The 26111-nt window shown below is 64.1% G+C and carries 21 protein-coding genes; 6 read left to right on the forward strand and 15 right to left on the reverse strand.

The window, feature by feature from the left end; genetic code table 11:
* The first annotated feature begins 120 nt into the window (after positions 1 to 120).
* Both hchA and U5782_RS28845 read left to right on the forward strand, forming a co-directional pair.
* Positions 121 to 1002, forward strand: coding sequence for a glyoxalase III HchA (gene hchA / locus U5782_RS28840; protein WP_322047269.1), 882 nt, complete (start codon positions 121 to 123; stop codon positions 1000 to 1002).
* A gap of 98 nt (positions 1003 to 1100) precedes the next feature.
* Positions 1101 to 1586, forward strand: coding sequence for a hypothetical protein (locus tag U5782_RS28845; protein ID WP_322047270.1), 486 nt, complete (start codon positions 1101 to 1103; stop codon positions 1584 to 1586).
* A gap of 49 nt (positions 1587 to 1635) precedes the next feature.
* Here U5782_RS28845 and U5782_RS28850 read toward each other — a convergent pair whose 3' ends face one another.
* Positions 1636 to 2664, reverse strand: coding sequence for an NAD(P)H-quinone oxidoreductase (locus tag U5782_RS28850; RefSeq protein WP_322047271.1), 1029 nt, complete (start codon positions 2662 to 2664; stop codon positions 1636 to 1638).
* A gap of 175 nt (positions 2665 to 2839) precedes the next feature.
* On the opposite strand from U5782_RS28850, the gene U5782_RS28855 reads away from it, so the two are divergent.
* Positions 2840 to 3712 (forward strand): LysR family transcriptional regulator, encoded by an 873-nt coding sequence (locus U5782_RS28855; protein WP_322047272.1) that lies wholly within the window; start codon positions 2840 to 2842, stop codon positions 3710 to 3712.
* A gap of 18 nt (positions 3713 to 3730) precedes the next feature.
* Here U5782_RS28855 and U5782_RS28860 read toward each other — a convergent pair whose 3' ends face one another.
* From U5782_RS28860 to U5782_RS28890, 7 genes are all read right to left on the reverse strand, one after another.
* Positions 3731 to 4042 (reverse strand): cupin domain-containing protein, encoded by a 312-nt coding sequence (locus U5782_RS28860; RefSeq protein ID WP_322047273.1) that lies wholly within the window; start codon positions 4040 to 4042, stop codon positions 3731 to 3733.
* A 74-nt stretch (positions 4043 to 4116) separates the two neighbouring features.
* On the reverse strand, positions 4117 to 8976 hold the full coding sequence (locus tag U5782_RS28865) for an NAD-glutamate dehydrogenase (RefSeq protein ID WP_322047274.1): 4860 nt from the start codon (positions 8974 to 8976) through the stop codon (positions 4117 to 4119).
* Positions 8977 to 9103: 127 nt separating this feature from the next.
* Positions 9104 to 11506 (reverse strand): glycoside hydrolase family 3 N-terminal domain-containing protein, encoded by a 2403-nt coding sequence (locus U5782_RS28870; RefSeq protein ID WP_322047275.1) that lies wholly within the window; start codon positions 11504 to 11506, stop codon positions 9104 to 9106.
* A gap of 80 nt (positions 11507 to 11586) precedes the next feature.
* Positions 11587 to 12717, reverse strand: coding sequence for a sn-glycerol-3-phosphate ABC transporter ATP-binding protein UgpC (locus tag U5782_RS28875; RefSeq protein WP_322047276.1), 1131 nt, complete (start codon positions 12715 to 12717; stop codon positions 11587 to 11589).
* Between the two features lie 39 nt (positions 12718 to 12756).
* Positions 12757 to 13560 (reverse strand): carbohydrate ABC transporter permease, encoded by an 804-nt coding sequence (locus tag U5782_RS28880; RefSeq protein WP_322047277.1) that lies wholly within the window; start codon positions 13558 to 13560, stop codon positions 12757 to 12759.
* A 42-nt stretch (positions 13561 to 13602) separates the two neighbouring features.
* Positions 13603 to 14526: a sugar ABC transporter permease gene (locus tag U5782_RS28885; RefSeq protein WP_322047278.1), complete on the reverse strand. Its 924-nt coding sequence runs from the start codon at positions 14524 to 14526 to the stop codon at positions 13603 to 13605.
* Between the two features lie 75 nt (positions 14527 to 14601).
* Complete coding sequence (locus tag U5782_RS28890) at positions 14602 to 15891, reverse strand: extracellular solute-binding protein (RefSeq protein ID WP_322047279.1); 1290 nt, start codon at positions 15889 to 15891, stop codon at positions 14602 to 14604.
* Between the two features lie 272 nt (positions 15892 to 16163).
* Here U5782_RS28890 and U5782_RS28895 point away from each other — a divergent pair, with 272 nt between their 5' ends.
* Complete coding sequence (locus U5782_RS28895; RefSeq protein WP_322047280.1) at positions 16164 to 17231, forward strand: LacI family DNA-binding transcriptional regulator; 1068 nt, start codon at positions 16164 to 16166, stop codon at positions 17229 to 17231.
* A 32-nt stretch (positions 17232 to 17263) separates the two neighbouring features.
* Here the strand turns inward: U5782_RS28895 and U5782_RS28900 are convergent, their stop codons facing one another.
* From U5782_RS28900 to U5782_RS28910, 3 genes are all read right to left on the reverse strand, one after another.
* Positions 17264 to 17656, reverse strand: coding sequence for a type II toxin-antitoxin system VapC family toxin (locus U5782_RS28900; protein ID WP_322047281.1), 393 nt, complete (start codon positions 17654 to 17656; stop codon positions 17264 to 17266).
* Positions 17657 to 17668: 12 nt separating this feature from the next.
* Positions 17669 to 17899 (reverse strand): type II toxin-antitoxin system Phd/YefM family antitoxin, encoded by a 231-nt coding sequence (locus tag U5782_RS28905; RefSeq protein ID WP_322047282.1) that lies wholly within the window; start codon positions 17897 to 17899, stop codon positions 17669 to 17671.
* A 311-nt stretch (positions 17900 to 18210) separates the two neighbouring features.
* Positions 18211 to 19350 (reverse strand): porin, encoded by a 1140-nt coding sequence (locus U5782_RS28910; RefSeq protein WP_322047283.1) that lies wholly within the window; start codon positions 19348 to 19350, stop codon positions 18211 to 18213.
* 473 nt (positions 19351 to 19823) lie between these two features.
* Here U5782_RS28910 and U5782_RS28915 point away from each other — a divergent pair, with 473 nt between their 5' ends.
* Both U5782_RS28915 and U5782_RS28920 read left to right on the forward strand, forming a co-directional pair.
* Positions 19824 to 20225 (forward strand): hypothetical protein, encoded by a 402-nt coding sequence (locus tag U5782_RS28915; RefSeq protein WP_322047284.1) that lies wholly within the window; start codon positions 19824 to 19826, stop codon positions 20223 to 20225.
* A gap of 167 nt (positions 20226 to 20392) precedes the next feature.
* Positions 20393 to 21055, forward strand: coding sequence for a hypothetical protein (locus U5782_RS28920; protein WP_322047285.1), 663 nt, complete (start codon positions 20393 to 20395; stop codon positions 21053 to 21055).
* Here U5782_RS28920 and U5782_RS28925 read toward each other — a convergent pair.
* From U5782_RS28925 to U5782_RS28940, 4 genes are all read right to left on the reverse strand, one after another.
* Complete coding sequence (locus tag U5782_RS28925; RefSeq protein ID WP_322047286.1) at positions 21052 to 22227, reverse strand: arabinogalactan endo-1,4-beta-galactosidase; 1176 nt, start codon at positions 22225 to 22227, stop codon at positions 21052 to 21054. The two genes, U5782_RS28920 and U5782_RS28925, sit on opposite strands and share 4 nt — an antisense overlap.
* 49 nt (positions 22228 to 22276) lie before the next feature.
* Positions 22277 to 24253: a beta-galactosidase gene (locus tag U5782_RS28930; RefSeq protein ID WP_322047287.1), complete on the reverse strand. Its 1977-nt coding sequence runs from the start codon at positions 24251 to 24253 to the stop codon at positions 22277 to 22279.
* A gap of 74 nt (positions 24254 to 24327) precedes the next feature.
* Positions 24328 to 25179 carry a carbohydrate ABC transporter permease gene (locus U5782_RS28935; RefSeq protein ID WP_322047288.1) on the reverse strand — a complete coding sequence of 284 codons (852 nt, stop codon included), beginning with the start codon at positions 25177 to 25179 and terminating at the stop codon, positions 24328 to 24330.
* A gap of 20 nt (positions 25180 to 25199) precedes the next feature.
* Positions 25200 to 26105, reverse strand: a complete 906-nt coding sequence (locus tag U5782_RS28940) for a sugar ABC transporter permease (protein ID WP_322047289.1) — start codon at positions 26103 to 26105, stop codon at positions 25200 to 25202.
* Between the last annotated feature and the right edge of the window lie 6 nt (positions 26106 to 26111).

Here is a 26111-nt window from a genome sequence, read left to right on the forward strand (position 1 = left end):
TTCAGGGGGCTTTGTATGCGGGGCGTGGTTTCCTACCATGTCCTCTGTGGCTCGCGCCGCGCTTGCAATTCCCCCCTTTTTTTCGCAAAACGCCTTCGCCATCCCGCTCAAGGAGATAGCATGACTGCCGCCAACCAGGCGTCCGATCGCGCGCCCTCGCCCGATCACGCCGAACACAACGCGTTCTTTCCCTCGCCGTACTCGCTCACGCAATACACCGCATCGAAAACCGATTTCGACGGCACGACTTATCCGAACCCCTATAAAGAGGGCAAATGGAAAGTCCTGATGATTGCGACCGACGAGCGCTATATCCTCACGACCAACGGCAAATTCTTTTCGACGGGCAATCACCCGGTCGAAATGCTGCTGCCGATGCATCACATGGATCAGGCCGGTTTCGAAATCGATATCGCTACACTCTCGGGCAATCCCGCCAAGCTCGAACTCTGGGCGATGCCGAACGAAGACGAAGCGGTCCTGAGCACGTATCGCAAGTATTTACCCAAGCTCAAGCAGCCGCTCAAACTCGCCGACGTGCTGGAAAAGAGCCTGGGCCAGGACTCGCCCTATATCGCGGTGTTCGTGCCGGGTGGTCATGGGGTGCTGGCGGGCGTGCCGTACAGCAAGGAAGTCAAGCAGGCGCTGAAATGGGCGATGGATCACGACAAGTACATCGTCACGTTGTGTCACGGGCCGGCGTGCCTGCTTGCAGCTGCGGTTGACGAAGATCCCGCGGACTACCCGTTCAAGGGCTACGAAATCTGCGTGTTTCCCGATTCGCTCGACACGGGCGCGAATCAGGAGATCGGCTATATGCCTGGGTTGCTGCCGTGGTTAGTGGGGGAAAGTCTGGAAAAGCTGGGCGTGAAAGTGCTGAACAGAGGCATCGACGGCCGTTGCCACACAGATCGCAAGCTCATCACCGGCGATAGTCCGCTGGCGTCGCATAACATCGGCAAGCTGGCGGCGGCTGCGCTGTTGAAGGAAGTGGGGTTGTAAGCGCGTAGTGTGCGAGCGCGCCCCGGCATGATTGCGGGCGCGCTCTTATCAGGGTAAGTTGACGGCTTCATCAGGCTTCGGAAACACCGTATTAGTCCATGTTCAAGCCAACGCTAGCAGTCACGCTTTGCTTCTTATGCGCGACGTCAAGCCTCGCTTACGCGCAGCGACAACCCACGTTCGATGATTGTCCGGCAACCGTTCAAGCGAAGCGCGCCATGCCGCGCCTTGTATTCGATGCGCAGTCACGGCGGTATCGAAGCGCCATCGAGGACGCGGCACGCGGCCCCATCGACTTCGCGGGGCACTATATCCTCGCGCAATGGGGATGCGGGGCCGGTTGCGTGATGGCGGCGGCCGTCGATACAAAAAGCGGCCACGTGACATCGCTACCCTTCACCGTTTCGGACTGGCCATTGGACGTGACCGAGCCGCTAATGTACCGCGCAAATAGCTGTATGGTCGTTGTTCGGGGAAGCCGCAACGAGAGCAAGGAACACGGCACGTACTATTACGCCTTCGATGGCAAGGCGTTCCATCTGCGCGCAGCCGTCGCACAGACCCAGCCATCAGCCAAACAGTAAACCGGGCAGGACGCCGTGCGTCTCGCCCGGTTGTGCGGGTCAGCCGCGCTTACTGTCCTGCCGCGCGCGTCGTCAGCACGATTTTGCCGATGTGCTTGCCCGAGTCCATCAGCGTGTGCGCATCGCGTGCGTGCTCCAGCGCAAATTGTTGATAGATCGTCGGCTTCACTTGACCGCTACGAATATGCGGCCAGATGTGGGTTTCGAGTTCGCGGAAGATTTCCGCTTTCTCTTCGTGCGTGCGCGAGCGCAGCGTCGAGCCCAGATGCGTGAGTCGCTTCGTGAGCATCGGGAACAGATCGACCTGCGTGGCCGGCCCTTTGATCACGCCAATCTGCACGATGCGTCCATTCACGGCGGCCGCCGCGTAATTGCGCGCGACATAGTCGCCCGCGATGATATCGACGATCACATCGGCGCCTTTGCCTTCGGTGAACGCGAGCGTTTCAGCGACGAAATCGCTGTGGCGATAGTCGATCGCGAGATCCGCGCCCAGCGCGAGACTCGCCGCGCGTTGCTCGTCGGAGCCCACGGTCGTGATGATGCGGCCCGCACCCAGCGCCTTCGCGAACATCGTCGCAGTTGTGCCGATACCCGACGCTCCGCCGTGAATCAGTACGGTCTCGCCTTTCGCAAGCTTGCCGCGCTGGAACACGTTGAGCCAGACCGTCATGAAGGTTTCCGGCATGGCCGCGGCTTCGACGAGGCTTAAACCCTCGGGAATGAACAGCGTATTCGCTTCATGCGCCGTAGCGTACTCGGCATAGCCGCCGCCGGGAATCAGCGCGCAGACGCGATCGCCGATCACGAAGCGCGTGACGCCCGCGCCGAGCGCGACCACTTCGCCTGCGATTTCAAGGCCGGGCAGATCGGACGCGCCTGCCGGCGGATCGTAAAGCCCCTTGCGTTGAAACACGTCCGGGCCATTGACGCCCGCCGCGTGAATGCGGATCAGAACCTCGCCGTGGCCCGGCGTCGGCACAGGGCGTACCGTCGGCACCAATACTTCCGGGCCGCCCGGCTGCGTAATTTCGACTGCCGACATGGTCGGCGCAATGGGGTGTGCTGCATTCGACATCGACTCATCCTCATAAGCTCGATCGGGGGGCGTGTGAACCGGAAGGTTTCGTTGAACGGCACGCCTCGGATCTGCAAACGAGTATAGTTTTCGAAGCCTCTTTAGCCACGCAGCAAATTGCCCGCACGCTGATGCAAAAATGCATCAGTCGATGTTAGTCATGAATGGAGTCTGCATGAACTGGGATGACGCCCGCATTTTTCTCGCGGTCCACCGCGAAGGCACGCTACGCGCTGCAGCCCGCGCGCTCAATCTCGACCAGGCGACCGTGGGGCGACGGCTTGCGGCGCTCGAACATGGCTTGTCGGCGGCGTTATTCGTGCGCAGCACGAAGGGCTATACGCTCACGCCAGCGGGCAAGCTCGCGCTAGCGCCCGCGGAGTGGATGGAGCGCGCCGCGCACGATCTCACGCGGCAGACGCAGGGGCTCGACAAACGGCTGGCGGGCGAGGTCAAGGTGACGACGACCGATGCGCTCGCGCTTGAGTTCGTGATTCCGTCCATCGAGCGTCTGCACGCGAAGCACCCCGACGTGTGCGTGCATCTGAGCACCTCGACGCAACTGCTCAACCTTGCCAAACGCGAAGCCGATATCGCGGTGAGAACGGTGCGCCCGCACAACCCGGGTCTCGTCGCGCGACAGCTCGCCAGTTGGCCGACGGGCATATTTGCATCGGAATCCTATCTTGATCGGCATGGCTTGCCAGAGGAAGGCACGGCTTTCGCGGGCCACGATCTCGTGGTGTATCAGCCGTATCTGGAAGCGGGCCGACCGCCGACGTTCGCGGGCGAGCCGCTGCACGGCGGGCGCATCGTGGGACGGTTCGATTCGAATCTGAGCGTGCGCGCGGCCATCAAGGCGGGGATCGGGCTCGGCGAGCTACCCGCGAGCATGGGCGCTCGCGATGGACTGATCCGCATCTGGCCGTTGCGCACGCGCGAGGCGCCCTATGAGGTGTGGCTCGTCACGCACGAAGATCTGCGCCGCACCGCGCGCATTCGCGCGACGATCGACGAGATCGTGCAGACGTTCCAGATGCGGGCCTGAGCGCTCCTGGCGCGAGGCCTAGACGCTGCCTGCTTTTTCGATGACGAGGATGCGTGCCTCGCCCTGCGGATGCGCGACATGCTCGGTGCCGATCGAGGCGTAGAAAACGTCGCCCGTTTCGAGCAGGGTCGAATGCTCAATGCCGTTCTCGCGATATCGCATTTCGACACGCCCATCGAGCACCGCGAAAACTTCCTCGCCGTCGTTGACGTGCCACTTGTACGGCTGGTCGGTCCAGTGCAGACGCGTGGTGATGCCGCCCATGTTGGCGATATCGAGCGCGCCCCAGGCGCGCTCGGCGGTGAAGGTTTTGCTGCGGATGATTTTCATGAGAAGACGGGAAAGCAGAATCGCCGGATCAATACTCTACCGCATACCAACGCTCCTTATTACCGATCCCCGGTTCAAGGCCGCTCCAGCAGCGCCATCGCCCGCACGATCACCAGCAGCACAGACAGGCTCACCCCGCTCGTCGCCCGCAATTCCGCGAGCAGTCGCGCATACCGCTCCAGCGCCGCCTCATGCTGCGCGCACCATGCGTCCACTAGCGCCTGCGCGTCCGCCGACGCGGGCGCCTCAGCCAGCACGCTCATCGTCAGCGCACGCTTGAGGCGCCCCACTTCGGCCAGCGCCGCCGCGCGCGCCATCGTGTCCCAGTGCGTGGGCGTGGGCAGCGCCGCCGCCCGCTCGCTGATCCATCCATAGTTCAGGCGCGTGCCCAGCGCGAAATACACGGCGGCGACCCATTCGAGCGGACGCTCGCACGCCGCCGCCACATCGGCGATATCGAGCAGCGCGACCGACAACTCGCCGCTCGCCACCCGCACCGCCAATGCGCTTTCGACACCCGCGTTCACGTACGTGGCCTGACGCGCAGAGAGCGCTTCGAGGTCGGCGGCCGGCAAAAGCGTCGGCAATTGCGGGGCGAGCCGCTCCACCGCATCGCGGCAGCGAGCAAGCAGCGTGTTCACGCCGCCGCCGTCCACCGCACCCGCCTGGAGATGGCGCAGGAACCAGAGCGCGGCGCGTTCGAGCAGCCGCGCAACGTCGACGAACATACGCGCCTGCACGTCGTCGGGCACGCGATTATCGAGCGCGTCGATGTCACGCCAGATCGCGTCGAGGTCGAACACATCGCGCGCCATGATGCAGGCGCGCACGATCTCGCCGGGGCGCGCGTCCGTCTCCTCCATGAGCCGATGCACGAACTCGCCGCCGACGCGGTTCACGAGCGCATTCGTCAGATGGGTCGCCAGGATTTCACGGCGCAGCGGATGGCGTTGCATCGGCGCGCTGAAACGTTGCTGCAAGGGAATCGGAAAATAGTCGATCAACATCGCCGCCACGAGCGGGTCTTCGGGCATGTCCGAATCGAGCAGCGCGTCGTACAGCCACATCTTGCTGTAGGCGAGGAGCACGGCTCGCTCGGGCGACGTCAGGCCGAGCTTCGCGGCCTGGCGCTCGGCCACTTCCTCGTCGGTGGGCAGGAATTCGATCACGCGATTCAAGCGGCCCGCGCGTTCGAGCCAGCGCATCAGACGCGTTTCGGCGTCGAGCAGCTCGGCGCTGTAGCGCCCCGCAATCGACAGGGCCTGGGTCTGGTAATAGTTGTCGCGCAGCACCAGCAAGCCGACTTCGTCGGTCATTTCCGCAAGCAGGGTGTTGCGCTGCTTGGTGGTCATCTCGCCGTCCGCGACCACGAGGCCGAGCAGAATCTTGATGTTGACTTCGTGATCCGAACAATCGACGCCTGCCGAGTTGTCGATTGCATCCGTGTTGATGCGCCCGCCTCGCTGCGCGAACTCGATACGGCCGAACTGCGTGACGCCCAGGTTGCCGCCCTCGCCCACCACCTTGCAGCGCAGATCCGCACCATTCACGCGCACGGCGTCGTTTGCACGGTCGCCCACCTGCGCATTGGTTTCGTGCGCCGCCTTCACATAGGTGCCGATGCCGCCGTTGTAGAGCAGATCGACCGGCGCTTGCAGAATCGCGCGGATCAATTCGCTGGGGGTGAGCGCCGCCGACTCGATGCCGAGCACCGCCTGCACAGCGGCCGATAGCGGGATGGTCTTGACGGTGCGTGCGAACACGCCGCCGCCTGCCGATATCGCGGCGGGATCGTAATCGGCCCAGCTTGACCGATCGAGCGCGAAGAGCCGGCCGCGCTCAGCAAAACTTGCCGCCGTATCGGGATTCGGGTCGAGGAAGATATGCCGATGATCGAACGCGGCCACCAGTTTGATATGAGGCGAAAGCAGCATGCCGTTGCCGAACACGTCGCCCGACATATCGCCCACGCCCACCACCGTGAAATCGCTCGCCTGGGTATCCACGCCCATCTCGCGGAAGTGGCGCTTGACCGACTCCCACGCGCCGCGCGCCGTGATCGCCATTTTCTTGTGGTCGTAGCCGACCGACCCGCCGGAGGCGAATGCATCGTCCAGCCAGAAACCGTACTCCTGCGATATGGCGTTGGCGTAGTCGGAGAAAGTGGCCGTGCCCTTGTCCGCGGCGACCACGAGATAGGGATCGTCGGGATCGTGGCGCACCACGTCGGGCGGCGGCACGATCGCGTTGTTCACCAGGTTATCGGTGAGGTCGAGCAACCCGCGCAGGAAGGTCTGATAGCAGCCGATCCCTTCGCGCATCCAGGCCTCGCGGTCGGTGGGCGGCGGCGGGTTCTTCACCACGAAGCCGCCCTTCGATCCCACCGGCACGATCACCACGTTCTTCACCATCTGCGCTTTCATCAGGCCGAGCACTTCGGTGCGGAAGTCCTCGCGCCGATCGGACCAGCGCAAACCGCCCCGGGCGACGCGTCCGCCGCGCAGATGCACGCCTTCCACGCGAGGCGAATAGACCCAGATTTCGAACATCGGCTTCGGTTCGGGCAGGCCGGGCACTTTCGAGGGATCGAACTTGAACGAGAGCGCGGGCAATGGCGCTCCGTCGGCATCGCGACGGAAATAGTTCGTGCGTTGCGTCGCCTTGATCACGCCGAGGAACTGCCGCAGGATGCGGTCTTCGTCGAGATTGGGCACCTGGTCGAGCGCGGCGTCGATAGCCTTGAGCGCCAGTTCCATGCGCGCCGTGCGGGCCTCGGTCACTGTGGCGCCTTCGCCCGAACGCGGATCGAAGCGGATCAGGAACAACTCGACCAGTTGGCGCGCAATCGCCGGATTGCCGGTGAGCGCGCGTTCGATATAAGCGTCGCTGAAGGTCGAGCCCACCTGGCGCAGATACTTCGCATAGGCCCGCAGGATCGTAACTTCGCGCGCCCCCAGATAGGCGCGCAGCACGAGGCGGTTGAAATCGTCGTTCTCGATGCGCGCGGTCCAGACGGCCTCGAACGCATCCTCGAAGAGGTCTTTCACGCGCTCGATGTCGAATTCGGCGTCGTCGGCCAGTTCAAGCCCGAAATCATGGACCCAGGCGGGCTGGCCGCCAGGCGCGACGATCACATAAGGCCGCTCCTCGTCCACGCGCACGCCCAGATGCTCCAGCATCGGCAGGCTGCGCGAAAGGGCGATGGCGTCGCCCGCGCAATAGACCTTGAAGCGGAATGCGCGCGGTCCCGCCTCGATGGGCCGGTAGAGATTCATGGCGATGCGCTGCGTGCCCTGCACGCGCTCGATCAGTTCGATATCGCGTACCGCCGTGCGGGCTGGATAATCGTCGCGATAGCCCGCCGGAAAGGAGTCCACGTAGCGATGCAGCAGCCGTGTGCCCTGCTCCTCGCCGAAGGCGTCCAGCAACGCATCGGCAAGATCGTCCTGCCAGCGGCGCGTGACCTGCACGAGCCGCGCTTCGAGTTCGCGTGTATCGACCTCGGGCATCTCGCCCGACTTGATATGGACGACGAAATGAATGCGCGCGAGCGTGGATTCGGAGAGCAGCGGTGTGAATTCGACGGACTCCCCGTTGAACGCCTCGCTCAGCAACTGCGCGATGCGTCGACGCAGGTCGGTGTTGTACTTGTCGCGCGCCACGTACACAAGACAGGAGACGAAGCGGCCGAAGCGGTCGCGCCGCACGAACAGGCGCGTGCGTTGATGTTCCTGGAGCCGCAGCACGCCGAGCGCGATGTCGTAAAGCTCGTCTTCGTCGGCCTGAAACAGTTCGTCGCGCGGCCAGGTCTCCAGCACCGTCACCAGCGATTTGCCCAGGTGACCCTTCGGCAAAAAGCCCGCCCGTCGCACGATATTCGCGCACTTGCGACGCACGATCGGGATCTCCGCGATCGACACCATATAGACGGTCGAGGTGTAAAGGCCGACAAAGCGGCGCTCGCCGCAGACCTTGCCGTCCGGCCCGACGAGCTTGATGCCCACGTAGTCCAGATAGCCGGGACGGTGCACGGTGGCGCGCGAATTCGCCTTGGTCAGGAAGATCGGCCACGCGCCCGAGATGATCTCGCTCGCGGCGGGCGGCAGCGGCGTGACATCGGCCACGCCGGGCGCGCGCAACGACTCGCGCAGGATGCCTAGACCCGAGCCCTCCACGCCGCGCAGGCCGAAGCCGCCGTCATGCGAAACCAGCGCGTAATCGCGCTGGCCGAGGAAGGTGAAATGATCGGCGACCATCCATTCGAGGAATGCGCGCGACTCGATGTCTTCGGCGCTGCTCTCGCGCGCCTTCATGGTCTTGATGGTCTCGCGCGCGATGTCGACGATCTTCGGCCAGTCTTCGACCGAGGCACGCACGTCGCCTAGCACCCTGGCGATATCGCGGCGCAACTCGTCGAGTTTTGCTGCATCGCCACAACGATCGACTTCGAAGTGGATGAACGAGGCCAGTTGCGACTGCCCGTCGTCGGCGCCCGCGCCGCCCACGTCCACGCGCGCGATGCTGCCGTCCGGCGCGCGCCAGATGCGAAACACCGGGTGCATGGCCGAGTGCAGCGCAAGCCCGAGCTTGTTGACGGCCATCGTCACCGAATCGACGAGAAACGGCATATCGTCGTTGACGATTTCGATCACCGTGTGATCCGAATGCCAGCCGTGCTGTTCGAGGATCGGGTTATAGACCCGCATGCGCTCCGTACCGGGCACGAAGCGCTGCGCGGTCTGCCAGTGCGCCATCGCCGCGCCATAGAGATCGGCGATCGCGCGACTTCGCAGGTCCTCGGCATCGACGAAATCGTAATAGTGGCGCAGGAAAGGCTCGACGGTCTGGAAGACCGGCTCGGGCAGACGCGCACGCGCGAATTCCACGAGATCGGAGAGCAGATGGGCGACGAATTCTTCGTTCCTCGCTTGCATGGCGGACTCCTGGGACGGATGGCCATCGACTGCATCGGCGGGAGTCCATTATGCACCGGCGACGTGATTGAACGATGACTGCGTGCGCACGCGGTCATCGCTTGCAGTGCAGCATTTTTGCGCGGCTTTATTCCACTGACACGTCGCTGAGCATGCGCCACATGCGCGGCAAGGTCCGCGTGGCGTTACCTGTGACCGTAAGCGTGGCCTGCAGGTGAAGGTCACGGCTCGAACTACCGATCATCAGATCGAATTCGCCGGGCTCGACGATGCGTTCGCCGCGCGCGTCCGTGAAGTTGAGCATGTCCACGGGCAGGCGCACGCGCACGCGTGCCTTGCCGCCTGGCGCCACGCTCACGCGCGCGAACGCTTTCAGTTCCTTCACCGGCCGCGAGGTGGACGCGATCCGGTCGCGCACATAGATCTGCACGACGTCGGTGCCCGCGCGTTCGCCGGTATTCTTCAGCGTGAAGGTGAAATCGAAGGTGCCGTCTTCGATCGAGGCCGTTTTGGTAGCAAGATCGAGCGATTCGTATGCGAACGTCGTGTAGCCGAGGCCAAACCCGAACGGATAGCGCGAGCCGAAGTGCCACGCCACCGGCGTACCCGCGCTCTTGAGGCGGTGGTTATAAACGTAAGGCACGGCGCCCGCGCTGATCGGCACCGAAAGCGGCAGGCGGCCGCTGAAATTCTCACGGCCCGTGAGCAGCGCGGCCAGCGCTTCGCCGCCCTGTTCGCCGGGCGCGAACGCCATTACGAGCGCAGCCACCTGCGCCTCCTGGGCACCGAGCGTATAAGGCCGCCCGCCCGTCATCACGACCACCGTTGGGGTGCCCGTGGCGAGCACCGCGTCGAGCAATGTCTGCTGCACGCCCGGCAAAGTGAGGCTATCCGTGTCCGAACCCTCGCCTACCGTGCCCGACTGGAACAGGCCCGCCAGATCGCCGACGAAGACGATCGCCACGTCCGCCACGCGGGCCGCTTCGACGGCCGCGTCGATCTGTGAGAGATCCGCGCTGAGCAATGCGTTGCGCGCGTCCACATCGCGCGTCGTCATCGCCACGTCGCCGGGAAAGACCGGCGCGCCCGCGCGGCGCTCTTCGATGATCGCGCAGCCGCGTGCATAGCTGACATTCAATGCACCCAGCGTCGCGCACAAGGCCTGCAAGGGCGTGGTCATCGACGAAGGCGCAGTTTCGCCGCTGTTGATGAGATGAACAGGGAAGCTGTAGCCCGCGAGCAGCGCGAGCGGATCGTCGGCGGTCGGGCCGATCACGGCCACGTGTTGCATGTCGTCGTTTTTGAGCGGCAGCACGCCGTTATTCTTCAGCAGCACCGCCGATTGCAGCGCGACTTCATAGGCCACGCCGCTCGCGGCCTCGCTGCGCAGGTTCACGCGCCGCGGGTCCGCATAGGGCGCTTCGAACAAGCCGATTTCGAACTTCACGCGCAGCACGCGCCGCACCGCCGCGTCAATCGTGCGCGCGTCGATGAGCCCGCGCGCGAGCGCTTCCTGCAGATGCAGCGCGCACTCATGGCCCGGCAGTTCGATATCGAGGCCTGCGTTGAAGCTTTGCGCGGCGGCTTCAGCGGCGTCGCGCGCGGTGCCGTGGTGCGTGTAGAGCAGATTGACGCCCGCATAGTCGGCCACGATCAAGCCGTCGAAGCCCCACTTCTCGCGCAGCACGTCTTGCAGCAGGTCGAGATTCGCATGACACGGCACGCCGTCGATGTCGTGATACGCGGGCATCACGGAGCCCGCATTGGCGAGCTTGACCGCCATCTCGAACGGCAGCATGAAGGTGTCGTTGAGTTCGCGCGGCCCAACGTGCACCGGCGCGTGATTGCGCGCGCCCTCGCTCGCCGAGTGCGCGACGAAGTGTTTGAGCGTGGCAAGCACGTCGCGGTGCTCGCCCTGGAGACCCTGCACATAATGGCAAGCCAGCACGCCGACCAGATACGGATCTTCGCCGAAGGTCTCTTCGGTGCGCCCCCAGCGCGGATCGCGCGAGACATCGAGCACGGGCGCGAGCCCCTGGTGACAGCCGATCGAGCGCGCCTGCTCTCCTATCGTCGCGCCCACGCGCTGCACCAGCGCGGGGTTCCAGGTGGCGGCGTAGTTCAAAGACGAGGGGAAAAGCGTCGCGTCCTTCGTCATCAAGCCAACCAGACACTCTTCGTGCGCCATCACCGGAATGCCCAGACGCGTGCCTTCCACCATCTGCCGCTGCAAGGCGTTGAACGCTTCGACACCTTCTATCGGGTCCACCGTATGCGTGCCGAGCGGCCGCGTGACCTGGCCAAGGCCGTGCCGCAACAGCGTATCGAGCGGCACGTCCGTGTCACGCTGAGCGAAGTCCTCGGTGCGCCAGGCGTGATGGCCATTCGCGCGCAGCTTGAGCCAGACCGCGTGCAACTGGGCGATTTTTTCGTCCAGCGTCATGCGGCCAAGCAGGTCGTCGACGCGATCTGTGAGGGGCGCATCGGCACGGCGATAAAGCGGAACCTCGCTATGGTGATCTAGCGACATCAAGGCACTCCGTTTAAATTAGTATGACTGATCGTTGTGAAGCGCTGGGTGCACGTACCCAGCGCCCGATATTGCGCGGCTTAGTTCAAGCGACGAAACGCCATGTCGCGCTCGTCGAATAGATGGCAGGACTCCGCGGGCAACGCCAGGCGCACGGTGTCCTCATACGCGAGCGCACTGTCGCCGGGCAGCTTGGCAATCAGCGCGCCAGAGCCCGCCTGCGTCTGCGCAAGATGCACGTAACTATGCTCGCCCATGCGCTCGACAAGACGGACACGGCAAGCGAGCGTCTGCTCGTTGCGCGCATCCGTGGCGATGCGTAAATGCTCAGGGCGAATGCCCACCGTTACCTTCATCCCCTCGCGCGCATGAGCCGCCTCAACGCGTACACGCAAGCGCTCGCCGCTTTCAAGCACCACCTCCACGCCGCCCTCGTCGGCACGCGCCACCGTGCCCGCGAAGAAGTTCATCGTCGGCGAGCCGATGAAACCCGCCACGAAGCGGCTCTTGGGATGGTGGTAAAGATCGAGCGGCGAACCCGCCTGCGCAATGCTGCCGTGACGCTCCATGTTTGCGCCCGCCTGAAGCAGGACGATGCGATCCGCGAGCGCCATCGCCTCGACCTGATCGTGCGTCACATAAACGGCGCTGGCCTCGCGAAACTCGCGATGCAGCCGCGCGATTTCCGTGCGAGTCTGCACGCGCAGCGAGGCGTCGAGATTCGAGAGCGGCTCGTCGAACAGAAACACGCCCGGCTCGCGCACGATAGCGCGGCCGATCGCCACGCGCTGCCGCTGCCCGCCCGATAGCGCGGCGGGACGACGCTCCAGCAGCGCATCCAGTTGCAGCGCGGCCGCCGCGCGGCGCACTTTTGTGTCGATCACGGCCTTGCCGATCTTCGCCTGGCGCAGCCCGAACGCCATGTTTTCGTACACGCTCATGTGGGGATAGAGCGCGTAGTTCTGGAACACCATCGCCACGCGGCGCTGCGCGGGCGCGACCTCGTTCATGCGCTGGCCGTCGATACGCAACTCGCCCTCGCTGATCGTTTCGAGCCCGGCGATCATGCGCAGCAGTGTGGACTTGCCGCAGCCGGAAGGCCCGAGAAACACACAAAACTCATTCTTGCCGACTTCGAGCTGCGCGTTGCGAATGACGGCCTGACCGTTTGCGTAGGCCTTCTGCAGGTTGTTGAGCGTGATGCTTGCCATGTGTCGTATTCCGTTCCCGTTACGCTTCGATTGATTGCATCAGCCCTTGAGCGAGCCCGCCATCATCCCCTTGATCACGCGCTCCTGGCCAAACGCGTAGGCGACGATCAGCGGCAGCGACGTGAGCGTGACGACGGCCAGCATCGCGGGCACGTTCGACGAGTACTGCCCTTGAAAATCCCACACAGCGAGCGGCAGCGTGCGGTGCTCGGAGGTCGAGGTCAGCATGTAGGCAAAGATGAATTCGTTCCAGAGGCCGATGCCGTTATAGATCGCCACGGTGGCGAGGCCCGGCCCCGAAAGCGGAAAAAACACGCGCCAGAAGATCCCAAACGGCCCGCAACCGTCGAGTTGCGCGGCCTCTTCCAGTTCGCGCGGAATCTGCCGCATGAAGCCGGTGAGGATGAAGATCGACACCGGCAGGCTGAGTGCTACATAAGGGCCAATCAACGCGAACGGCGTGTCGTAGAGGCCCAGATTGCGCGTGAGCAGGTAGATCGGCACCAGCGTGGCGTGCAGCGGCACGATCATGCCCGCCACAATCAGCCCGAACAGCGGCTTGTTGAGCGCGAAGCGCAGGCGGGCGAATACGTAGGCCGCCATCGCGCTTACGATGACGATCAGCACGACCGAAACGCCCACCACGAACAGGCTGTTGCGAAAGTACGTGAAATAAGGGCCTTCGAGCACGGCCGCGTAGTTGCCGAAGTAGAGACGCGCAGGCAGCGCCCACACGGGCGAGGAGAATGTTTCGTCCTGGGTCTTCAGGCTCGTTCCCACAACGAAGAGAAACGGCAGCGTGGTAACGGCGAGCCAGATCAATGCAAGCAGCGGCACGCCCACGCGGAGATTTCGCAGTCGGCTAAGTGGTTGCGTTCGCATCGTTCAAGCCTCTTGCGCGTAACGGCGCGTGAAACGCAGCGACACGGCGGCCACGGCGCACACGATGAGAAACATGGCCGAGCCGATGGTGCTGCCATAGCCAAGCTGGAACGAACTGAACACGGTGCGGTACATATAGGTGGCCATCAGTTCGGACGATCCTTCCGGGCCGCCGCCGGTCATCACGTAGATGAGGTCGAAGTAGCGCAGCGAGCCGAGTATCGACAGCAGCACGGCGGTGCGCACGGTGCCCTGCAAATGCGGCAGCTTGATGCGCCAGAACGTGGTCCATTCCGAGGCGCCGTCGAGACGCGCGGCTTCCACGATCTCGGCGGGGAGCGAGGACAGCCCGGCGAGAAACAGGATCATGTAGAACGGCGTGTTCTGCCAGCAGATCACGGCGATGGTCGATCCCAGCGAAAAATGCGGGTCACCGAGCCAGTCCTTCGCGAGACCATCGAGCCCGAGCGCATGGAAGGCGGCGTTGAGCGGGCCGAAATTCGGATCGTAGATATTCTTGAACAGCACGCCGATGGCGACGCTCGACATCAGCAATGGCAGGAAATACAGGATCTTGAGCACGCGCGAGCCCCGCCCCGCTTTTTCGAGCAGCACGGCCAGCGCGAGCGCGATCGGCAGTTCAACGGCAACCGACGCGGCCGCGAGTATCGCGTTGTTGGCGAGCGACTGCCAGAACACGGCGTCGCGGGCGAGCTTCGCCCAGTTGGCCAGGCCGACGAAGCGCGCGTTGCTGCCCAGACCGTTCCAGTCGAGCAGCGACAGCCGCAGACTCGAGACGAGCGGATACAGCAGGAACACGCCCAGCAACACCAGGGCGGGCGCGAGAAACGCGGCCGCCACGAGCCATTGGGTCGGCAGGCGCAAGCGGCGTTCGGGGGCGACGGTGAGAGCGATGTTTGCGCGCATGGGGATGCCCGCCCCTTGCGGGTGCGGGCCTGACTTGTCAAGGGAGCCTGTCGATCAGGATGGCGAATTAAATCGTCAGCCGCCCGCCTTCGCGGCGTCCTGCATCTGCTGAGCCGCGGCTTGCGGCGTGACCGAGAGGCCGAACAGCGCCTGCGTGGTGTCCTTGTGCAGTTCACCCAGACGCGGCGGCAGCGCCTGGTCGTACCAGAGCTGCACGTTCGGCGCCTGCACGATCAGGCTTTGCAGACGCTTGAGGAACGGATCGTCGATGGCGATGTTGTTCACCGGCGGGATCTTGCGGTCGCCCACGCGCGCGTGCATCGAGGTGTCGTCGGTGAGCGACTGGATCAGTTTGAATGCGGCGTCCGGATACTTGCATGCGCTCGAAATGCTCAGGAAGCCGTCGCCCACGGTGCCGATCACGTCGCGCGGATCGCCCTTGCCGCCCGGCACGCTCGGGAACGGGAAGAAGTCTAGCTTCGCCGCGAAAGCGGGATTCTCGTTCGCAATGGTCGAGGCTTCCCAGCCGCCCATCAGTTCCATCGCGGCGCGGCCCGAGTACAGCAGGCGTCGCGAAGCGCCCACGTCGTAGTCGAGGCCGTTATAACCCTGTGCAAACGCCCCCGCTTTCACGAGCTCCTGAATGTATTTCCCCGCCTCCACGAAGGCCGGATCGCCGAAGCCCTTGCCACCGCCCTCCACCGCTCCGCGCACGACTTCCGGGCCGCCGATGCGGTCGACGAGATACATGTAGTACATCGAGCCCGTCCACTTGTTCTTGTTGGCGAGCGCGAACGGCGCGACGCCGTGCGAGTTCAGCACCTGCACGACGTGCATAAGCTGGTCCCACGTGGCGGGCGGCGTGAGGCCGTACTGTTTGAAAAGATCCTTGTTATAGAAAATCACGGCAGCCGACGCGTTTTCCGCGGCCACGCCATAGGTCTTGCCGTCGAAGGTCACCGCCTTCCACGAGGCGGGCAGGAAGCGTTCACGGTAAGCCGCGTCCTTTTGCAGATACGGTGTGAGATCGACGATCTGACCGGCCTTCACATATTCGTTGAGCGGCCCGCCGCCCCAGGATTCAAAGACACAGGGCGGTTGGCCGGCGCCAAAGGCCACCTTGAGCTTGGTTTTGTAAGCATCGTTGAGAATGTGCGAGTTCTCGACCTTGTAGCCTGGGTTCTTCTGCTCGAAGCGATCCGATGCGTCGCGCAGGATCTTGCTCGACGTGGCATTAGTCTGCTGATCCCAGGTGGTGATGACCTTCGCGTCCTGCGCATGCGCCACATTCAACACGCCCGTCGCAGCCAGCGCGGCGAACAGCGCCGCGTGGCCGATCGTCTTCGTTACCGCCGTGTACGCCATTCCGATGTCTCCTGATTCTGGTTTTATCGACCATCGCTTAACGTTAGCCTTAACGTTACGGCATGGTAGTAACATCGCAGCGTACTCACCAGACGGTGTTAACCCGAAAATGACCCGCGATCTGCGGCATCCGTACAACGCCCGTGTGACGGCGCAGCCACCCGCAGATGGATGGGACGTGACGTTCTGTTAGAATGATTTCCACTGTAACGATAGCGTTACCAGCATTCATCTTGGTCGCGCTGCACACTCCTTCATCACAAGCTCGTCGCATGACCAAGCAAAATCCCACGCTGGCGGATGTCGCGCGGCTGGCCGGCGTGTCGCAAATGACGGCCTCGCGCGCACTCAATGGACGCCCCGGCGTCTCCCGCGAAACCCGCGATGAAGTGCTGCGTATCGCCTCCGATATCGGTTACGTCGTGAACCGCACCGCCCAGAAGCTCTCGGGCGGCCGCAACGGCATCATCGGCATCATGACGCCCACGCTCGACACGCAGTTCTCCAGCGAATTGATCCTGGGCGCGGGCCGCGCCGCGCGCGCCGCCGGCTGCGAAGTGCTCGTGTACACCGTCTCGGACGACAGCCATTCGCATCAGGAACTCATCAAGCTCGTGCGTCAGTTCTCGGACGGCCTGCTCGTGATCCTGCCGCGCGAAACCATGTGCCTCGATGCGCTCGCCGCCGCGCACGTGCCCGTGGTCGTGGTCGATCAGCGTGGCACGCTCAATCGCTTCCCTTCGGTATCGGTCGATAACTATGGCGGCGCGTGCATGGCCGTCGAGCATCTGATCGCGCTCGGTCATACGCGCATTGCCTTTCTGGGCGGCGACGAGGCGATCGAAGGCGTGCGCGACCGGCAGCGCGGTTATCACGACACGCTCGCGCGTCGCGGTCTCGCACGCGACCCGGCGCTGGTCGTGAGCGGCGATCTCTCGCAGATGACGGCGTTTGAAGTGGCGTCGGGTCTGTTGAAGCTGGCCGATCCGCCCACGGCGATTTTCACGGCCAACGACCAGAGTGCCTTTGGCGCGATTGCCGCGGTGCGCGAAGCGGGTTTGCGCGTGCCCGATGATGTCTCGGTGGTGGGCTTCGACGATATCCCGATGTCCGAGCAGTTTCACCCCGCGCTGACCACGGTGCGCCAGCCGTTCCAGCAGATGTCGAGTTCCGCCGTCAACGCCCTGCTCGCGCAGATCGCAGGCAACGATGCCGTGGCCCAGCGCACGACCTTTCCCGCCGAACTGGTGGTTCGTCAGAGCACGGCGCAAGCGCCGCAACACGCCCAGCGTGCAGACGACGCCACTTCACGCAAAAGCCGCGCACACGCGAAGAGTTAGGCAGGACGCCGAATCAATCGTGCGTCCATGGCTTACCAGATGGTGTCGAGATGCGTGAGTTCGCGCATGCGGGCGTCGGGCGTCACGAGCGGCACACCCAGTGTGCGCGCGGTGGCGGCGATAAGACGCTGCGGCTGCGGCAATTGCGGCGACATCGTGGTGGCACGCACCGCAATAGCCGTGTCCACGGGCACCATCCGCACGCCTTCGAGCGAAGCGAGCGTGGCGAGCCAGCGCCGCGTGTCCATCGAGAGTGCAAGCCGTCCGTTCTCCACGAACTGCGCAATTTCCAGCACGCTAATGGTTGAGATCAGCACTTCGGAGCCGCCGTCCAGCGCTCCTTCGATCGCGCCACGCGCGGGTTCGCTCAGTGCCTCATCGCCGCGCAGCCAGTAGACCAGCGCGCAGGTGTCGAGAGCAATCATGATGGCGCGATGTCAATCGTTGCGCGCAACAGTGGAGCGCTCGTCCGGCCCGTCGATATCGCAGTGGATGATCGAAGCGCGCAACGCTTCGAGCGGGCTTTTACGCTTCGCGCGGTAAGGCCGGATTTCGATAGTCGGCTCGCCACGGTCGGTGACCACCACGCTCTCGCCGAGCAGTTCGACCTGGCGGAACAGTTCGCAGGCCTTGGCCTTGAACATCGCTTTGGATACGCGCTTTTCCATTGAAGGATCTCCAGCTTGCCGGCGCGCTTAATTATGGTTGCCTCGGAACGATACGCCGCACGCCTGATGCGTTATCGCTAACGTTGGCAAGATAGCATGTGAGGGAGGCGTGCTTCAAGTGCGCGTGGACAGGGGTATTCCCGATGCGCGAAGTGGGTCCAAAAAAGAAAGCCGGCGTGTCAGGGTTGGAGGAGTTGAGCACGCCGGCGCGGCGCCGGCCAAGCGTTTCACGTTGCTGGCCGCGCCTGCTCCAAGGAGATTTTCATCTTGCTGCGTGGTACTGCTACGTCATGCGATCCGTGCTGCCCGAATCAGAACAGATGCATGACGCCTGCGAACACGCCGAACTGGCCCTGTCCGTAGTTGGGGTTGCCGTTGGCCGACGAACCCGTGGTCGGGTCGTAGTCGTTGTTGCCGTACGAGCCGTTGCCGAGGTTGATATTCGACGTCGAGCTGTTATGCACGTAGCCCGCTTCCGTGTAGAGGAAGGTGCGCTTGGACAGGTTGTAGGTGCCGCCCAGCGTGTAGAGCGTGGCGTTGCCGTTGCCGTGGTTGGCGTTGGCGTGGAATACGGCCGCCGTGATCGCCGCCGCGGCGTTGATCTGCCAGGCCGCGCCCACCCATTCGTGATCCACGGCCGTCGGCGCGGAAACGCCGTCCGGCTGCGATGCATCGGTCACGCCCACGCTCGCGTTGGTGGCGTTCGGCGCGCTCAGGTGCTGGTAGCCCGCATAGAACTTGACCGGGCCGAACACGAGCGTGCCGCCGGCGAGGATCGAACGCGAGTGCTGGTAGACGTCGTTAAAGGTGCCGTCCGCACCGCGCACTTCGTCGTAGATCACGCGGAAATCGCCCAGGCTGTACGAGTACACGGCCTCGATGCCGTCCGTGCGACCCTGGCCCGTGGGCGTGGAAGCTGCGTTCCACTTGGTGTTGTTGGTCAGCGCGTACTGGCCGCGCATCTGGAAGCCGCCCCATACCGGCGTCTGGTATTCGGCGCCGTTCGCGGCGCTCGCCCAGTTGCGCCCGCGCACCAGCGTCGAAATGGCGTAACGCTGCATCAATTGCGGATCGGCGCCCCAGCTGTCCTGCGAGATTTCGCCCGCACCCAGATTGCCCATCTTGAAGGTACCGTAGCGGTCGTTGTCGAAACCCACGATCGCGTGACGGCCAAACAGCGCGCCCGCCGACTGGCCCGTTTGCGTGTTCAACTGCCCTTCCAGCTTGAAGATGGCCTTGGTGCCCGCGCCGAGGTCTTCCGATCCTTCGAGCCCGAACCACGAGCAGCCCCAGTCGCCGCTTTCCGCACTGACCGCGTTCTTGTTGCCCGGCAGGCCCGTTTCATACTGGATGCCGTTGTCGATCCGGCCATACAGCGTGACCTGGCTTTGCGCCTGGGCTGCGGATGAGGCCGTAGCCAGCACGGCGAGGCCAATAAGCGTCCTTTTCATCAGGTTTCCTATATTTTTTCGTGTGTCTCCAAACCACGTCCCGGCTTGGTGGGGCTTGCCGGCGCAGCGACCTGAAATGCCACCGGCACTTCGGGAGCCGATTATAGAAACGCCTTTCGGCGCTGCGCAGACCTGATTCGCCAGGGAAAATGCGCCCCGCTTCTAACGTTGTTTCCACTCGGAACTTGCGCTAGCGCTAACGTTATGACTACGGTAGGTGGTCAGATCGACGGCTCGGCCGCGCCGTTGCGTTCGGCAAGAGGCTTCAAATGCAAGCGCCAGGCGGCGCCGGAGCCGTTTTGGCCATCACCGGAGCCTTGACCGTCCGTGCGGTCGGTCAAGGTGGTTTCGTCGAGGTGTAGCGTGCGCGCGACGCCCGCAGGCCGTGTCCCGGGCATGCAATCTGCGCGCAGCAGGCTATGACTCTCCACGCGCCGATCGGAAACGTCAGGCGAAAACCAAGGAAACCCGGGATGGAACAGGATCTCCAGTTGCCCAAACCCGGCCGCACCGCGATCTGGCTCGGGCTGGCCGGGGTGCCGCTCATCTGGCTGCTGCACCTCGCGCTGTGCGTGACGCTGATCTCCAATGCCTGCGAGGACTTCCAGCGCAGCGGCGCGTTGCAGTGGCCCCAGGTCGAGCGAATCGTCGATGGCGCCTCGCTCGTTGCGCTGGTGGCGTCGGCCGTCATCGCGGTCGCGGCGGGCCGGGCGTGGCGTCTGATCGCCTCGCAGGTCCAGGGCAAGCGCAACCCGGCGCGTTTCATCGCCTGGTGCGGCGCGACCGCAGCCGTCGCCTTCACCGTGGGTCTTGCGTTCTCGTCCTGTCTGCTGATCGTCGTGCCGATCGACCGGCTCTGCGCCACATTCCACTAGGTTGCCCCGCTTGCGTCGCTCGCGGGGTCAAAACCCCCTTACGGGAAGATTTCGATCTGACCGGTCAAATGACTGCAACTCGCCCAATTGATTCGCGCGCGCCAAACGTAAAGTCGTAGGCGTCAGGAAGCCCATAGCGAGCGCGTCCTGGTTTCAGGGAGAGAGTCGTGAATTCATTTAGGTATCCAATCTATCTGGCGCTCTGCGCCGTTATTGCGAGCGTGGCGATGGCTCACGCCCAGGCGCAGGAAGTCTATGTCACGGGCGGCACGCTGGGCGCGGGTCTGGGCGGCGCGCTCAATCTGAGCCCGCATTTTGGCGTGCACGCCGATGCTGAAGGCTTCGGCCTGAGCCATACCGTCACGGTGGACGACAACCGCTACGACGGGCATCTCACGCTCGCGCAAGGCGGAACGTATCTGGACGTCTATCCGTTCGCCTCCAGTGCCTTCCGCATCACGGGCGGCGCCCTCTTTAACGGCGATTCGCTGAATGCGAAGCTTGCGCCCGACGCACAGGGCAACTACAACATCGGTGGCCAGAGCGTGCCGTCGCTCGGCCCCGCGCCATCCGCGAAAGTGACGCTGCCGCACGTGATGCCGTATATCGGCATCGGCTACGGGCACAAGAAGCCGGCGCTCGGTCTGGGCGTGTCGTTCGATCTGGGCGTGGCTTATGGCCGTCCGCGCGTGGCGTACGACGTGCCCTCGGTGTACGACCCGTTCGTCACCGACCAGAACATCCTCGACGAGGAGCAGAAGTTCAGCGACAAGGTGACCCGCTACCACTGGTATCCGGTGGCGCAGGTCGCCATGACGTATCGCTTTTAAGGGCTGGGGGTTGGCGCCTGGCGCTGGCTGAACACGTCGATGGAGGACAGCGCGCGGCCCTGGAAGTCGAACAGCGTGTTGTTGTCCCACTGATCGCCCGCGCCTACCTTCCAGCCGACATTGGGCGTGGGAATCCATTCGGGTTCCCACCAGAAGATGCCCTTGCCGCGCCCGTCCGGGATGCCCTTCACCACGTTGGTGAGCGCGGCGAAGAACTGCGCCTGCCCCTCCGGCGTGGGCGGAAAGTTGAGCGAGCCGGTGTTGGTCATCGCGTTGGGCTCGGAATCGCCGTCGCTCGTGGTCCACGGGTAGGCGGTCTCCACCACGAAGATGTCCTTGCCGTAGCGCGTCGCCAGATCGTTGGCATTGTTCTTCAGATCGTCGAGCGAGCCCTGCCATTGCGGGTAGTACGAAAGCCCGATCAGGTCGAAGTTCACGCCACGTTGCACGGCGCTATCGAACCACCAGCGGCTCTTGGCATTGTCGCCGCCGCTGTCGATATGCAGCATGTGCTTGATCTGCGGATCGACGGATTTCACCGCGTCGTGCGCTGTCTTGAGCAGCGTCGCGAGGTTGTCCCATTGATCGTACTTGCCGAGCGGCCAGAGCATGCCGCCCGTGATCTCGTTGCCGGTCTGCACCCATTCGGGCCGCACGCCCTCCTCGCGCAGCACGCGCAACACGCCTGAGGTGTAGTCGGAGAGTAACTCGCAGGTCTGCGCGAGATCCTTGCCCGCCCAGGCGTGCGGCGGATACTGCTTGCCGGGATCGGCCCACCAGTCGCTGTAGTGAAAGTCGACCAGCACGCGCAAGCCGAGTTCGGCGGCGCGGCGCGCGAGCACGCGCACATGCTTCGCGTTGTTATAGCCCGTCGCGGGGCTTTGGTTGGCGGGAAAATAATCAGGATTGCCAGGATCGTTCCAGACCTTGATGCGGATGGCGTCCAGCCCATGCCGCTTGAAGATCCGCAGGCAGTCTTCGGCCTTGCCGTGGTCGTAGAAGCGCGCCCCGTTTGCTTCGAGTTCGAGCAGCGTCGACAGGTCGGCACCCATCGTCAGGCGTGAGCCCGTGCCTTGTGCGTCGCTCGCGAGCGCCGATGCGGCGAACGTCGGGGCCGCGCCCGAGGCAAGCGCGCTGCAGGCCAGCCAGGACAGCATCTCTCTTCTATTCATCTGTGCTCCTCCGTGGTAATCGGCGGGCCGTGTGAGCGGCCCGCAACGCTTATTGGGAATCGCGCGGATCGCGCCAGGCGCATACATCGCCGGTGTCGAGCGCGGCTTCGCCCAGCACGAACTGTGCGTTGGCGGGCGCTGGCGCCACGGCGCGCGCATCGCCGAAATTGAAGGCGAAGGTCAGGCCGCCACGGCGTGCGAGGCGCAGACCTTCGGGCAGCGTCTGGAGCGCAAGGCCCGCCGCGCGCGCGGCATCGGCCAGCACGGTGCGGTGCAGTTCATGCGTGAGCCACGCAGCCACGTAGCGCACGCGGCCATGCGTGAGCAAGGCTGGCCAGCCGTCCGCGAATGAGGCCGCGACGCGCGTGGCCTCGTTGGCGCGCACGTGCTCGCGCCAGTGAATCGCCGTGCCGTGCGTATCGCCCACAGCCAACGCGGGCGCGAGCGTGGGCCGCAGCGACTCGACTTCAAGCACCTGGAGCGGCAGCACGCGCTGCAACAGCCCCGGCGGCAGCGTGCCGGGAATCGCAAAGTTTTCGGTCTTGGAGCCGCTACGCGGTCCGAACACCCATTGCGCGTCGCTGCGCTCGATCTGCGCAACGAAGGCATCGTCGATCACGGCGAGCGACGGCACCACCACGAGGCGATATGCCGAGAGATCCGCGTGCTGCGAAACGATATCGACATCGAGTCCCTGCTCGCGTAGCGCACGGTAGTAGTCGAACGCCAGCGCCTGATAATCGAAACCCGCGCCGTGACGCTGGATCTCGAACATCCATTGCGTCTCGTAGTCGAACACCAGCGCCACCTGCGCGCGTGCGGGTGCGCCCAGCGTGCGGAGCACCTCGCTCTGCGCGATCTCCTGCGCGGCGCGCGCCACTTCCTGGCCGCCCGGCGAAGGTTCGTTGTTCGGCAGGTTGAGGCCCGAATGCATCTGCTCCTGCGCATACGGGCACTGACGCCAGCGGAAATACGACACCAGTTCCGCACCGTGCGCGAAGGCCTCATAGGCCCACAGGCGCACCATGCCGGGCGCGGGGACGGGATTCCACGGCGCCCAGTTCACCGGCCCCGCCTGCTGTTCCATCACCCAGAAGCGGCCCGCGCCGATGGCGCGATAGCGGTCGTGATCGAAGGCCGAAACATCGGGGTGCGCCGTGCGTGCGTAGCGCGCCTTGTCCGCTTCGGGCAGGCCGATTACCTCGGTGCGCGCGATCGGATAGCTGTCCCATGTCGCGACGTCGATCGCCTTGTCCGCGGCGAAGCGGTAATGATCGAAGGTCGTGAAAAAGCCCATGAAATTGTGCAGCACGTCCGCATTGGGTGCATGACGGCGCAGCACGTCGGCCTGTTCGCGATGGAAGCTCGCCACTTCATCGGACATATAGCGGCGAAAATCGAGCAGATGCGAGGGATTCGCGTCGGTGGGCGTGAGTACCGGCAGGCCGATCGAGTCGAACGACGGGTACTCCATGCTCCAGAACACATTGCCCCAGGCGGTATTGAGCGCGTCGACGCTGCCGTAGCGTTGCTTCAACCACGCCTGGAATCGTCGCTGCGCCGCCGGCGAATAGCTCGGCACGGTGTCGTGGCAGCCCAGTTCGTTGTCGGTCTGCCAGGCGACGATGGCCGGATGCTGGCCGTAGCGCTGCGCCATCGCCTCCGTAATCCGTACGCATTCCTGACGATAACTTTCGCTCGCGATATCGTAGTGGCGGCGCGAGCCATAGTTCCAGCGCGTGCCGTCCGCGCGCACCGGCAGCATCTCAGGGTCGCGTTCGACCAGCCACTTCGGCGGCGACGCCGTGGGCGTGCCGAGCACGAGCTTCAGCCCCTGTGCAGCAAGCGTTTCGATCGCTTCGTCGAGCCATGCCCAGTCGTATTCGCCCGCGCGCGGCTCCATGCGGCTCCACGCGAATTCGGCGATACGCACGTGCGAGATGCCCAGTTCGGCCATGCGGCGTGCGTCGTCGGCCCACATCGCGCGCGGCCATTGTTCGGGGTAGTAGCAGACACCGATTTGCATGAGTGAAAACCCGGTTCAGAGAGTCAGTAGAGAGGAAAAAGGACCTTCGACGCCCGCAAGGGCGGCTCGCAGGCTCAGCCCTTGCTGGCGCCGAAGGTCAGCCCCGCGACAAAGTGTTTTTGCATGGCGAAGAACATCAGCACGGACGGCAGCGCCGCGAGCACCGAGCCCGCCGCCACCAGATTCCATGCCGTGGTCCACTGCCCCTTGAGCGCGGCCACGCCCACGGTGATGGGCGCGGCGTCGTCGCCTTGGGTCAGGCACAACGCCCAGAAGTAGTCGTTCCACACGAAGGTGAAGACCAGAATGCCGAGCGCCGCAAGCGCGGGCCGCACGAGCGGCATGACGATGCGCCAGTAGATCGTCCACTCGCTCGCCCCTTCCACGCGCGCCGCCTCGATCAGCTCGAACGGCAGTTGCTTGATGAAATTGCGCAGGAACAGCGTGCAGAAGCCGGTCTGGAACGAGACGTGAAAAATGATCAGCGCCCACACCGAGTTGTAGAGACCGACGCGCAAGGCCATGTCGCGCACCGGAATCATGAGGATCTGGATCGGCACGAAGTTGCCCGCGACGAAAGCGAACAGCACGGCCGTATTGCCGCGAAAGCGATAAGTCGAGAGCGCAAAACCGGCCATCGAGGCCAGCACGATCGCGCCGATCACCGAAGGCACCGTAATCAGCACGCTATTGGCGAAGTAATGCAGCATGGGCGTCTGCGTGAGCGCCGCGCCATAATTGTCGAGCAGCGCGAAGTGCTTCGGCCAGCCCCAGTAATCGCCCTGCTGCAATTCGTCGGTGGAGCGGATCGAGGTGACGAGCACCGCGAGCATCGGCAGCAGCCAGACGAGTAGCGCGAGCGGCAGCGAGACCTTGTAGAGCACGCGATTCGCGGGTCTCCAGCGTTCGACGGGAAGCGGATACATGGATGGAAACTCCCTTGTTTTCAGTGCTCTTCGCGCAACATGCGGCGCAGATGGAACACGATATAGACGAGCATGATGGCGAACAGCACGACGGCGATCGACGCCGAATAGCCTTCGCGGTAGTACTTGATCGCCTGGTCGTACATGTAGTACGCAAGCACGGTGGAACTGTCGAAGGGGCCGCCGCCGCTCATCACGGCAATCAGGTCGAAGCTGCGCAGCGCGCCGATCACGGTCAGCACGATCGCCATGAAGGTAACGGGACGCAGTTGCGGCAGGATCACGTGCCAGAAGAGCCGCACGCCCTTGGCGCCTTCCATGCGCGCGGCCTCGACGATTTCCGGGTTGATCGACGTGAGGCCCGTGAGATAGAGCACCATGCAGAACGGCGTCTGCGGCCACAGCGCGGCGAAGATGATGCCGAGCGTGACGAGTTTCGGGTCGCCCAGCACCGGCACGCCGTGGCCGAGGATCAGGCGCAACAGGCCGAAGGTGGGATCGTAGAACCACGAAAACACCAGCCCCACCACCACGCCCGAGAGCACGAAAGGCGCAAAAAACAGCGACTTGACGATGCGAATGCCGCGCACCTGCTGGTTCAGATAGAGCGCGAACAGCAGCCCGACTGGCGGTGCGAGCAGGAACAGCACGAGCCACAGCAGGTTGTTCTTGAGCGCCGTGTAGAAGGTGTCGGTCTGGAACAGTTCGACATAGTTCGCGAGACCGACAAAGGTCTTCGTGGTCATGCCGTCCCAGTTATAGAAGCTGAGCGCAATACTGTTGACGATCGGGTAAAGCACGCAGAGCGTGAACAGCGCGCAGCCCGGCAGCAGAAACCAGAGCGCAGCGCGGTTCTGCTGCCGGCGCACGTTGGAAGTGCGCTGCGTACGCGCCGTGCCGAGTGGGCGCGCGACGGTATCGGACATGATGGG

Origin of the sequence: Paraburkholderia sp. J67, from assembly GCF_905220265.1 — a bacterium.
Classification (GTDB): Bacteria; Pseudomonadota; Gammaproteobacteria; order Burkholderiales; family Burkholderiaceae; genus Paraburkholderia.

Excerpts from the sequence above, each read along its gene's own strand:
- hchA (WP_322047269.1), top strand. The coding sequence starts at position 121 with ATGACTGCCGCCAACCAGGCGTCCGATCGCGCGCCCTCGCCCGATCAC.
- U5782_RS28845 (WP_322047270.1), top strand. The coding sequence starts at position 1,101 with ATGTTCAAGCCAACGCTAGCAGTCACGCTTTGCTTCTTATGCGCGACG.
- U5782_RS28850 (WP_322047271.1), bottom strand. The coding sequence starts at position 2,664 with ATGTCGAATGCAGCACACCCCATTGCGCCGACCATGTCGGCAGTCGAA.
- U5782_RS28855 (WP_322047272.1), top strand. The coding sequence starts at position 2,840 with ATGAACTGGGATGACGCCCGCATTTTTCTCGCGGTCCACCGCGAAGGC.
- U5782_RS28860 (WP_322047273.1), bottom strand. The coding sequence starts at position 4,042 with ATGAAAATCATCCGCAGCAAAACCTTCACCGCCGAGCGCGCCTGGGGC.
- U5782_RS28865 (WP_322047274.1), bottom strand. The coding sequence starts at position 8,976 with ATGCAAGCGAGGAACGAAGAATTCGTCGCCCATCTGCTCTCCGATCTC.
- U5782_RS28870 (WP_322047275.1), bottom strand. The coding sequence starts at position 11,506 with ATGTCGCTAGATCACCATAGCGAGGTTCCGCTTTATCGCCGTGCCGAT.
- U5782_RS28875 (WP_322047276.1), bottom strand. The coding sequence starts at position 12,717 with ATGGCAAGCATCACGCTCAACAACCTGCAGAAGGCCTACGCAAACGGT.
- U5782_RS28885 (WP_322047278.1), bottom strand. The coding sequence starts at position 14,526 with ATGCGCGCAAACATCGCTCTCACCGTCGCCCCCGAACGCCGCTTGCGC.
- U5782_RS28890 (WP_322047279.1), bottom strand. The coding sequence starts at position 15,891 with ATGGCGTACACGGCGGTAACGAAGACGATCGGCCACGCGGCGCTGTTC.
- U5782_RS28895 (WP_322047280.1), top strand. The coding sequence starts at position 16,164 with ATGACCAAGCAAAATCCCACGCTGGCGGATGTCGCGCGGCTGGCCGGC.
- U5782_RS28900 (WP_322047281.1), bottom strand. The coding sequence starts at position 17,656 with ATGATTGCTCTCGACACCTGCGCGCTGGTCTACTGGCTGCGCGGCGAT.
- U5782_RS28905 (WP_322047282.1), bottom strand. The coding sequence starts at position 17,899 with ATGGAAAAGCGCGTATCCAAAGCGATGTTCAAGGCCAAGGCCTGCGAA.
- U5782_RS28910 (WP_322047283.1), bottom strand. The coding sequence starts at position 19,350 with ATGAAAAGGACGCTTATTGGCCTCGCCGTGCTGGCTACGGCCTCATCC.
- U5782_RS28915 (WP_322047284.1), top strand. The coding sequence starts at position 19,824 with ATGGAACAGGATCTCCAGTTGCCCAAACCCGGCCGCACCGCGATCTGG.
- U5782_RS28925 (WP_322047286.1), bottom strand. The coding sequence starts at position 22,227 with ATGAATAGAAGAGAGATGCTGTCCTGGCTGGCCTGCAGCGCGCTTGCC.
- U5782_RS28930 (WP_322047287.1), bottom strand. The coding sequence starts at position 24,253 with ATGCAAATCGGTGTCTGCTACTACCCCGAACAATGGCCGCGCGCGATG.
- U5782_RS28935 (WP_322047288.1), bottom strand. The coding sequence starts at position 25,179 with ATGTATCCGCTTCCCGTCGAACGCTGGAGACCCGCGAATCGCGTGCTC.
- U5782_RS28940 (WP_322047289.1), bottom strand. The coding sequence starts at position 26,105 with ATGTCCGATACCGTCGCGCGCCCACTCGGCACGGCGCGTACGCAGCGC.